Origin of the sequence: Roseburia sp. 1XD42-69 (assembly GCF_003612565.1) — a bacterium.
Lineage (GTDB): Bacteria > Bacillota > Clostridia > Lachnospirales > Lachnospiraceae > Roseburia_B.
Genome location: NZ_RAZG01000035.1, coordinates 1 through 11,051 on the forward strand (window position 1 = coordinate 1; position 11,051 = coordinate 11,051).

Genomic DNA, 11,051 nt, shown 5'->3' on the forward strand with positions numbered 1-11,051 from the left:
GACATGGAATTTGAGGGGATGCAGTTTCGGGCTTTCGTGGATTACCACACCTACCTCACCCTGCTCTACGGGGATTACATGACGCTTCCCCCGGTGGATAAAAGGAAACACGATGCGGGAGCGGCTTCTTCCATACAGTTGAAAGATATTACCCTGGAAGAGATAAAAGCGAGGAAGCATCAGGCCGACTGTATGCTTTCAGAAAGAGGTTAGGCATGAATATAGCACTGATTATTGCAGGAGGTTCTGGGGAAAGGATGCAGCAGGACATACCAAAACAGTTCCTCACCGTCCATGATAAGCCTGTCATCATCTATACCTTGGAAGCTTTCCAGAGGCACCCGGAAATAGACATTATTGCCGTTGTCTGTCTGGAAGGATGGGAAAAGACGTTAAAAGCTTATGCCAAACAATTTAACATTGAAAAATTAAAACATGTCATAAAAGGAGGGGAAAACGGTCAGGCATCCATACGAAACGGCGTATTTGAGCTTGAAAAGTATTATGGAAAAGAAGACCTTGTATTAGTTCATGATGCCATCCGCCCTATGGTATCGGAAGAAATCATCTCCGACTGTATACATAAAACTTTAGCATATGGTTCCGGAATTGCATCCATCCCCTGTGCCGAGGCAATGGTGGTGACGGAGACAGGGACGCAGGCTGAGGAAGTGTATGAGCGAACTCATTTAAAAAGAGCTCAGACCCCACAAGGGTTTCCGCTGCAAAGATTAGGGGAGGCCCACAGGGAAGCCTTAAAGCGGGGCATTACCAATTCTGTAGCATCTGTCACGTTAATGCTGGAACTGGGCCAAACCGTAGAACTCTCCCTTGGCTCTGAAAAGAATTTGAAGCTTACCACAGTAGAGGACATTGACATATTTAAAGCCCTGCTTTTGTCTAAAAGGGAAAACTGGCTGAAAGGATAAAAAGACAAAGAATGTTATTAGAAAATGAAATTTATTTCCGTCAGATTAAAACAGCTACAGATAAAATTGGAAATTGTTTGGAAAACTTGAAGAATTGTGCTGTTTTGGTTACAGGGGCATCCGGGATGCTGGGGTCCTGTGTTGTAGATATGCTGGTGTACTTAAATGAGCATCATGGAATGGATATAGAGATATATGCATCCGGACGCCACAAAGGAAAAATTGAAAAACGCTTCCATGGGTGTGTGGAAAAAAATTATTTCCATGTGAAAGAATTTGATGTTTCCCTTGAACAAGGGCAAGACATTCCGGCGGATTATATTATCCATGCAGCCAGCAATGCAGACCCTTTCATGTTTGCAGAGTATCCGGCGGATACGCTTTTAGCAAATGTCCTTGGTGTCAAACATATGTTGGATTTGGCATTAAAAAATCATTCCAAACGCCTGCTTTACGTATCCTCCGGTGAAATGTATGGACAGCCAGATGATGCTGCATTACTGGAAGGTTTTTCTGAAACTTACTGCGGATATGTGGATTATCAGGATGCCCGATCCTGCTATCCTTCCGGGAAACGCGCCGGGGAGGTTTTGTGCCAAAGCTATATTAAGCAGTATGGCGTGGATGCAGTAATTGTACGGCCTTGCCACTGTTACAGCCCAACTATGACGGGAAATGACAGCCGTGCCCTGAGCCAATTTTTTCAGAATGCCTTACAGGGAAAAGATATTGTGCTGAAAAGTTCCGGGGAGATGGTGCGTTCCCACTGTTATGGCGTGGATGCAGCAGCCGGGATATTGAAAGTGCTTTTAGAAGGGGGATGCGGGGAAGCTTATAACATTGCAGACCCGGCTTCTGTTGTAAGCATCCGGACAGCAGCAGAACTGATTGCTAAGGCAGCGGGCAGGAAGGTATGTTTTGAGATGCCTGGGAATAGAGAAAAACAGGGGTATTCTAAAGTAAGCAGAGCTGTTTTGGACTCAAAAAAACTCTTTGCACTGGGCTGGCAGCCTCAGACAGATATGCAGGCAGGGGTCTATGAAGTTCTACAAATTTTAGGTAGGTAATATACTATAAAAAAATTAAGCATCTGCTTTCCAACAGACGCTTAATTTTTTTATCCATATTTTTATGATATAACAATTCCCTGTTTTTCCAAATCCCTTTCCTGCTTTTTGTAAAAGGGATAATCATGGCTTGCGCCGCCTCTGTATCCCACTTTCCAGCTTACTCCAACTTCCACCATAATAACCTTCATATACTCCTTTGGCACTTCTACCGTAGTGGTCTCAAAGGGCAGAGATACACTGGACTCAAACCATTCCTTTCTGTAAACAATTCTTCTGCTTTGGAAACGGGTATACATATATCCCAGTTCATCTCCGTCCTCCGGCCCATACAACTGGGAAATAGCCCCTATTAATTTTAAGGATTGTGACAGAATCGTACTGTCATTTTTAAACTTAAAATTGCACGCCTTTTCCATCGCTTTCGCCCTGTCTCTGATTTCCCTCGTCACCTTGTTTCCATTATCCCTTAAATCATATTTAAGCTTAATGGCATTTGCAAATAAATCCATCTGCAAATCTGCCTCTTCCTTATCCAGGGGAATATGATCCAATATATAAATATCTATTCCTATAATATAGGGACAGCCGAAAAACTCCTCTTCCTTTTCCGTGTGGGGCACTATAAAGCCTTTGTGTAAATCCGGCACATTGATAACACGGGATACGTTTGTAGTCCACCCTTCATTAAACACCTCATCTACCAAACAGTATCCTGCCGGAAGCTCTGTCTCGGCAATTTCACGGAAACGGTTATAGTCTTCCCGCTTCATCGCAATATCAATATCGTCATCCCAGGGAATAAAACCCTTATGGCGCACAGTTCCAAGGAGGGTACCCCAGTCAACAAAATACAACAGCCCATTTCTTTTGCACACACGCTCTACTTCTTTTAGAACCTTAATAGAAGCAGCCCAGGCGCATTTCATCTTCTTTTCTATGAAAAAGTTCCCCACTATATTGCAGCCGGTAAAATGTAATTCCAGCTTCTCTTCTTCAAAAAAGTCTCTTTTGTATTTCAGCAGCTCCTCTTCATTATACAGACTTTTATCCAAATTCATATAAACTTCTTCATCCACTTGGATTATGGTACAGCGCTCTTCCTGCCATGAATTTCCATACAATACCTCCAGTAAGGGGGAATACTGCCGCGGTGCCGGTATTGTCTGGTTTTCAAAAGGAACCTGTTCCTCCTCCTCAAACCATTCCGCCTGAAAACTCCTCCAACACTGTCGGCGTCCATTATAATAATCGATACTCTGAAACAAACCCGCCGACTTGTCCGCCTCACACCATCCTGATACCAACTGCTGAAGTTGCACTAACTGATTTTTCACAGAAGCGGTTTCATTTATGTTGTATCCCAGGCTTTGCTTTAATTTTTCAAATTCCAGAACACTATGTCCTGCCAATTCCCCATTATAATCAATCCGGAACATCAGCTCAAAAATATCCCGGAGAATCTCCTGCTGCCTCTCTTTCTCCTTTTTCTGTGCCGGAAGATAATCCAATATGGCAATATGTACGGAAGGAGGGGCAGGAAAAACTGTAAATTTTTTCTTTCCCTCAAGGAGTTCTTTCACATCCGCCCTGCACAAAATCTGAATTTTAAACTCCTCCCACTGGGGAACAAAAGAACCATCCATCAGGCAGTACCGTTCCTCCAGCTCCTTTGGGGCAACTTCCGCAAATTTTTCGTAATCCTCCCTTTTCATTGCAAGGTCTATATCATAATCCCAGGGGAAAAATCCCTGGCGCTTAACTGCTCCTAACAATGTTCCCTTATAGGCAAAATAGTGAATGCCGTATTTTTCACAAATCCGAATTACCTCTTTCAGCATCCCTAATTCCACTGCCCATAGCTTCTTTCGTCCAGGGTGAATACTGTAAGTTTCCCACGTGCCTTCTTCATAGTGGGGTACTATACGGTTTTCATCCTGAAAAAAATCCGCCGGGAATACCAGTCGCAGTCTTAAATTTCTTTCATCTCCAATGGTTTCTTCAAATTCCCTGGCAATGGCGGCAAATTCCTGCTGAAATTCCTCTTTGGATTCAAAAGCCGCCTGAAACTCTGTTCCCGACACTGCATACCGCCCGTACACGCCGCCTATGGACATGACAGGCATCCACTCGTCAATAATGCCTGCCAAAAAACTGGAATTGCCAATATGAAATACCATACCAGGATTATATTCCAATATTTTCTTTATGGCATCCTCAGCCCTTTCCAGTTCAGAAAACAAATCCATGCACTGGAAAAAGTCAATTCTTTCCTCTCTCCATTCCACCTGATTTTTATTTCCCAAACTGTCATCTACACTTCCGTATTCCGGGCCGAAAAAGCTTACTTCCCCTACCCTGGAGACAGCCTCTGCTGTATTCACCAGCAATACCTTTTTTCCAAGTGTATGCTGTAACTCATAGCAACACTCCAATACCTGCTCCATATGCTCTGATCCGTCTTCCAGAAATTCCTCCGTCAAAACAACTGCCCGGTGTGCATTGCGCTCCTCAAAAGCCACCGGGCGCACCGCTACATTCAGCCGCCGCATACAACTGGTTACTCCCCGCCTTGCAAGCTCTGACAACAAAATCCTTACATTTTCCGTATCGCACTGAGGCTGCTTCAGCCGAATTTGATTTAGCTGCCTGTAATAATAATCCGCAATCTCCCACTCCAGAGAACAAATCTTTTGAAGGCTCCGCAGTTTTTGTAAAAACTCTTCCAGGTATTCCGCCTTTGCATCCAGACGCAGAAGAAAAGAAAACACAGAAAATGTCACACCCACATTGTCCTGCTCTTTCAGCACACCATATATCTCCGCTGCCATCTGCTCCCGCATATCCTCTCCTGCTATCTGTGCAAAAGAATAGACGGCGCTCACATACTGAAAAAACTGCTTATCCACCTTTCCGGTGCCCAACTGCTCCAACAGCATACTGTAGGCGTGTATTACGTCATTATATTCACTGCTGCTTATATTTTCCATGCTAGATAACCTCTTTTGCTGCGCTTCCCAGTCTTTCAAACAAAGGTATTAACGCTCCCACACTCTCTGCCATCCTGGCATCGTTTTTAGATGCAATAGCACTGCTGAATTCTGTAAGCTTTTCATTGTACTCTTCTTTGCTGATGCGTTCTCTGCCCTCATTTAAAAGCTCCATGGTGCCATTCATAACCTGGACTTCCCAATTTATGGCATCTACAATCCCTTTGATAAACTTATCTGTGTCATCCAGACGCTGTCCGGACAATTCTTTTTCCAATATACCTAAATTTTTCACAATGCGTTCATTGAACTCCAATAATACTTCCAACGCCTCTTTTTGCTCTTTTCTAAAATCTTCCATGATTCTAAGTCCTCCTATTTTTCAATAATATTTATAAAAATTTCCTTAAAATAAATCATTTTTATGAAATATTTTCTTTTCCCACATGCTCCGGGTTTCTTCCCCTGCAAATTCTGTCAGCCTTTCTATATAAAGATTACGCATATTCTCCGACTGGACAAAAACTTTGTCCGCATTTACCACTCCCGGCATATTGCAGTAATACTGCATTACATTATAGGCAATGTCCTCCTTTTCAAATTCATCCATAGTAAAATAGGGAATATATATCAGGCATTCTGTAATCAACTGCAGATTTTTGCTGTAACAGCTCCTGTCCACGCTGACAGCCGGATTAAATGCATCATAAGGATTCTGTATTACAAGGCAATCAGGATGATGCAGTGTAAAATCAAATGTATCAAAAGGTGTCACAGGAACTTTTTCTTCCAGCATCCGTGCCTCATCATGAAACACAGTAAAATCTCCCAGATAATCTTTATCATAATAGGGAAGAGATACCACATATACATCCCAGTCAGATTTTCCTTTTACCTTTCGGTACAAATCTTCCAGGGTATCCCAATGTTTTGCTTTATAAGACAAAAAAACGATCTCTTTTTTCTCCATAACCTCATGATTGAAAGCAGTCTGTATCTCTTGCAAAAGGGATTCCATCTCTTTGGTCTGCATTTCTTTTCTGCTGACATTACCTTCCAGCCCGCTGTAAATTTGGTACAGAATTTCGCAGTATTGTTCCAGAAACCGAACTGTTTCTAACCCCTCGCCTTTCACCTGATCCGTCATAGTTCCCAAATCAATTGCCAGTTTTTGAGCCTCCACAAGCAAAGTCCCTGTATCGCTTCTGTCATCTGCGACTAATTTTCCTTTTATCTGAAAGGTTAAATCTCTTAACTTTTCAAAAATAACATTTGCAGTTTCTTTTAAGGAACCCTTTGTTTCCGCCTTTATTCTCTTTGCCTCTTCCTTTGAAAACCTGTATCCCGGAATGTCAAAATCTAATACTTCCTCCAACTGCTTTCGCTGTGTATGAAAAAAAGGATATGTATGACTTCCTCCCCTCCACTTTGCCGGCTTCATATATTCTCCGTATTCCCGGCATAAAACCTGGTCATAAGCTATTGGAACAGGCACAGACAAATATTCAAAGGGCATCCGCACACTCCCTGCGTACCATTCTTTCGGCATCCACCGTGCCTCCTGCTTTTCTACACCGTAAGGCATCATTTGTGTAACCAGAAGGGAATCCTCCTCCTTCACACTGGAGAAAATTCCTTCCACGACTTGATAGAGTTGTGCTTTTAAAGAATCATCATCCAAATTAGTATCCAGCTTTATTTTACACATTTCTTCTATCTGCCCCAGATGGTGCTTGAGGTCTTTTGCCTGCATCTTCGGTGTCCCAATGGTATCCGCCACCGTAAGTACATATTTTGCTGCGGTAACCCTGGCCTCTTCTCTTTGAGAGTCTGCCGCAATATAATCCCTTACAAAAATATCCAGCCCCGCTATATAAGGAAATCCATTATACTTTTCCAGATGTTCTTCCTCAAAGCAGATCCTGGGCTTTGCCACAACTCTGGACAAAAAGTACTGAAACCCCGGCTGGGTTCTTAAATTCAACACTTTAAAACCTTCCGGCAGTTCATGGGCAACCTGTAGAAAATGTTCATAATCTTTGCGAAACATTACCACATCAAGATCATCATCCCAAGGAATAAACCCCTGATGACGCACAGCTCCCAATAAAGTCCCCCACTCCGCAAACCAGGGAATGCCATGCCTTTGGCATACCTTATCCAATTCTTCTAAAACCTGCAATTCCACAGCCCAGGCACGTTTCATAATACTGGGGACAAAGAACCCCTCACGCACTTCATCTTCCAGATACGAATTAGAAATTTCCATCTCTTATTGCTTTTCCCTTCTGGTATATTAAGCGGAAAATTTAATATCCACTGTCATAAACACTTAATATATATATCGGCTATTTGCAGATAATTATTAACACGCCCTGCACTCTGTCTGGCTTGCCTTAAGACTCTCCGCCCCTGTAAAGCCGTTCTACCAAACTCTGAAATTTTTCAAGCATGTCTCTAAGCTCCTCATTCTGCGCCGTTAGCTCCTGAAATTTTTTTTCTGTAAAGGTACTTTCCATCATATTGAAAAATACCTGTTCCAGCAGTTCATAATAAAAAGGCGCCCCCTTCGCATATTCCCACCAGATTTTTTCAATGTCATAGCGGACTAAATTCACGGTCCAGGGCTTTGCCTGACCTGTAAAATGCAAAATAGAAACATTCTCTTTGACTTCCTGGTATGTCATACCATTTGTGTGGGCAGTCTGGGTGAACAGCCCATACTTAATTTCATCCACAAACTTTACATCTTTGTAATGAGTAAAATTTAGTAAATCCTGATCCGGGAGTGCAATTTTACTTCGTATACTTTCAAAAATTTCCATATACTTTTCAAATGTGTACATCTTCCTTAATTCCTTTATATTCATTAGCAGAACGCCAGAGCAAAAATAGACCATTCCCTCATTTTTTAACTGAGTGAAAAATGCATTTCTTTCCTTTTCCTCTGTCTCATTCATTGCAAGAATGTTATCAAATTCCATATCTTTCGCTGCAATCAGCAGACTGCCATCAAAATCGGTATAATAGAAACCGGATATATCCTTATTTACAATAATGTCTATATCCAGATACAGCACCCGTTCCAGTTTATCCCCCAGAAGTTCCGGAAGCATTAACCGATAATACATTTCTACACTCCATAAATGATTAAAGGGCAGTCCTGCGGTTTTTTCAGGATCAATTTTTATAAACTGGACCTTATTGTCCGTACTGTTGCACTGTGCTGCTTCCATGAGGAAATTACGATATTCCTCCCTTAACTCACTGTAAAGCACATAGATACATACCGGGAGTTCTCTTTGATTTACTGCCAGGGAATGAACCATAACGTATGCCGGCATAATCACATTCTCATTTAATGCAATTGCTATGTTTATATATTCACTCATTTTTTATCTTCCTTCCAGATTCTATGAAAATAGTGCTTCTTCTATTTCTTTCGCTCTTACATCCCAGGTATGCTCCTCACTTGCCTTCTGGTACCCACAGTCCGCAATTATCTGAGCCTGTTCTAAATTTCCCAGCAGGTACTTTACTTTTTCCGGCAGTTTATCCATCTGAGTCAGTTCAAAAAACACAAGCTGGGCATTTTCTGTATCGTCTTCTGTTTCCTGGGGCAATTCTTTCATACCGTTAAAATTTTCCAGCATATAACCCGATGTGTCTGTCACCGCAAGAGCCCCTGCCAGCATACCGTTAAACACCCTTTCATGCGTTCCGTCTTTAAACCAGGTCATAGTATTTAAAACTATTTTTGTATCCATCATTTTCTCCAGAATCCCTCTGACAGGAATTTTTCCTCTGTAATCAAAACAGGGATGACATGATAAACTGCTTTTATCCCATCCTGCCCCATATACAGTAACTTTTACGCCCGCTTCCACTAAAGCTCTGACTGCTCCTTCTCTGAAATGGGAAACTGCCAGTCCTTCAATATAACGCATATCCGTTATCAATAGCCGCAGTTCTTCATCTGTTAAAAGAATCCCTCTGGAATTTAAGATTGACTCAACTGCCTCTTCTGTGGTGCGGGACGGTTCCTCAAGAAGATGTTTTAAAACTGTCTCCCCCAGTTCCTCCCCGTTAAATTTCCCGTATTTCCCCCAGTCCGGACGGATTGCATCATTGACATAGGCGGACACCCCTCCTGCATATAATACATCAATCTCCCTCTCCCCCAGCTTTTTATAATTTGTTACGTGAATACTTCCTGCATGGGGAAGAAATCCACTCACTGGAATGTTAGGGTAAAAACGCTGAATATATTTCATATGATTGATATCTATGCACAGCACCACAGAGTTGCAGGGTCCTTTGTCTAATGCTTCATGGTAAAAACATGGGTGGTCTACAAGTATATTAATACATGGAATATCTAACTGTTCCCATATATTCTCTCCTTCCCTTAATTCCGTATTAAATGCAAGATTATTAAATGTAATTGCTGCCGTAACCGGCTGCTTTATAAATTCTGATAATTGAATCAAACTCTCCTGCATATTTCTCACATCTAATATTTTCGTTTCATACCCCAGCATACAAAACGCTCTGCTAAGTTCCTCCGTAAATAAATCTAATGTATCATAGATACCCTTAAAAAAGATTAATCGCTTCATATCATTTCCCTCCGGATGATACTGTTTTTTCCTGCTTTATTTTAATAAAATTCTTTTGTTTTTCCCCTTTTTATGGTATCTTTGTAAGGAGAAAAACTATTTTATATATCGGTTTTTTCCCTTGAAAATTAAAGTAATATTCAACTGCACATATTTTACACAGCAAAGGAGAACGCTTTTGAACATCTTATTTTATCGATATGGAAGCATTTGTGAGCCTGACATTATAGAATCATTCCAGACATTAGGATACACTGTTTATGAACATGACACCGAAATCTATGATAAAAATCCTGTGGTGGGACAGATTGTAAACAGCATTAGTGAATTTATACAGCTTCATTCCATTGACTGCATTTTCAGTATTAACTTTTTTCCTATCTTGTCTGAAATATGCAAAATCTATCGCATACGTTACATTTCCTGGGTGGTAGATGCACCGGTTTTAGAATTATATGCACCTTCCATTAAAAACACATGCAACCGCACATTTATTTTTGATTACACCTTGTATTTGGAAATTTTACCATTTAACCCGGATAATGTATTTTACCTTCCCCTGGCATCCAATATCTCTTCCAAAGAAAAAGTAATCTCAAACGCTTTAAGATCCCAAGAAGAGTATTCTGCCAATATATCCTTTATAGGCTCACTGTATACGGAAAAATGCCCTTATAACTCCATTAGGGGCTTATCTGAATATACCCGGGGATATTTAGAAGCCATAATGAGTGCTCAGGAAAAAGTGTACGGTTACTATTTTATAGAAGAACTTTTGTCCGATGAAATTATGACGGAAGTGAAAAATTCCTGCCCAAATTTTTGCATAAGTCCAGACACACCCTTACTTACGGAGAAACGGCTATTTTCACAATATTTTATTGGCAGCAAAATCACTTCTATGGAACGGATTCATACCATGGAGCTTTTAAGTACACATTTTCCCACTACCATATATACCGGAAGCGATACTTCTTTTCTGCCGGAATTAATCAATCGGGGAACAGCCAAAACTTTAACTGAAATGCCTGTTATCTTTCATGAAAGCCAGATAAACCTGAATACAACTGCCAAGTCTATCCGCAGCGGCATTCCTTTACGTCTATGGGATATCATGGCCTCCGGCGGTTTTGTCCTCTCCAATTTTCAAACTGAGCTGTCAGAGTATTTTCAGTTTGGCACGCACTTAGATATTTATGGAAGTATGGAAGAATTAATGGAGAAATGTAATTACTATCTCTCCCATGAAAAAGAGAGAAAAGAGATTGCTGCAAATGGCTTGGAGGAAGTCAGGCGTAACCACACCTACAATATCCGTATCGAAAAACTTTTTGATATTGCTTTTTCTCATTAAAGAATATCCCTTTGTTTTCTGCAAAAAATAAGGCCGGTAAATACCGGCCTTATTCTGATTCTGCTGATTACTGTAACAGAGATAATACGCCC

At 41.3% G+C, this 11,051-nt stretch carries 8 protein-coding genes and 1 pseudogene; 4 read left to right on the forward strand and 5 right to left on the reverse strand.

The genetic code is table 11. The annotated features are described in order from the left end of the window. From D7Y06_RS26015 to D7Y06_RS15315, 3 genes and pseudogenes are all read left to right on the forward strand, one after another. Nucleotides 1-213: pseudogene (locus tag D7Y06_RS26015) on the forward strand (hypothetical protein); the annotation flags it as partial. 2 nt (nucleotides 214-215) lie between these two features. Further along, complete coding sequence (locus tag D7Y06_RS15310; RefSeq protein ID WP_120408628.1) at nucleotides 216-929, forward strand: IspD/TarI family cytidylyltransferase; 714 nt, start codon at nucleotides 216-218, stop codon at nucleotides 927-929. 11 nt (nucleotides 930-940) lie between these two features. Continuing rightward, nucleotides 941-1,996 carry an NAD-dependent epimerase/dehydratase family protein gene (locus D7Y06_RS15315; protein ID WP_120408629.1) on the forward strand — a complete coding sequence of 352 codons (1,056 nt, stop codon included), beginning with the start codon at nucleotides 941-943 and terminating at the stop codon, nucleotides 1,994-1,996. Between the two features lie 62 nt (nucleotides 1,997-2,058). Here D7Y06_RS15315 and D7Y06_RS15320 read toward each other — a convergent pair whose 3' ends face one another. From D7Y06_RS15320 to D7Y06_RS15340, 5 genes are all read right to left on the reverse strand, one after another. Continuing rightward, a complete protein-coding gene (locus D7Y06_RS15320) occupies nucleotides 2,059-4,986 on the reverse strand; it encodes a LicD family protein (RefSeq protein ID WP_120408630.1) in 2,928 nt (975 codons plus the stop codon). Between the two features lies 1 nt (nucleotide 4,987). Then, complete coding sequence (locus D7Y06_RS15325; RefSeq protein WP_120408631.1) at nucleotides 4,988-5,347, reverse strand: molecular chaperone; 360 nt, start codon at nucleotides 5,345-5,347, stop codon at nucleotides 4,988-4,990. A gap of 45 nt (nucleotides 5,348-5,392) precedes the next feature. Continuing rightward, nucleotides 5,393-7,255, reverse strand: a complete 1,863-nt coding sequence (locus D7Y06_RS15330; protein WP_120408632.1) for a LicD family protein — start codon at nucleotides 7,253-7,255, stop codon at nucleotides 5,393-5,395. Nucleotides 7,256-7,382: 127 nt separating this feature from the next. Then, a complete protein-coding gene (locus D7Y06_RS15335; protein WP_120408633.1) occupies nucleotides 7,383-8,378 on the reverse strand; it encodes a glycosyltransferase family 8 protein in 996 nt (331 codons plus the stop codon). Between the two features lie 21 nt (nucleotides 8,379-8,399). Then, a complete protein-coding gene (locus tag D7Y06_RS15340; RefSeq protein WP_120408634.1) occupies nucleotides 8,400-9,605 on the reverse strand; it encodes a glycosyltransferase family protein in 1,206 nt (401 codons plus the stop codon). 178 nt (nucleotides 9,606-9,783) lie between these two features. Here D7Y06_RS15340 and D7Y06_RS15345 point away from each other — a divergent pair, with 178 nt between their 5' ends. After that, the gene (locus D7Y06_RS15345) at nucleotides 9,784-10,959 is read left to right on the forward strand and encodes a glycosyltransferase family protein (RefSeq protein WP_120408635.1); all 1,176 of its coding nucleotides are present in this window, start codon (nucleotides 9,784-9,786) and stop codon (nucleotides 10,957-10,959) included. The last annotated feature ends 92 nt before the right edge of the window (nucleotides 10,960-11,051 follow it).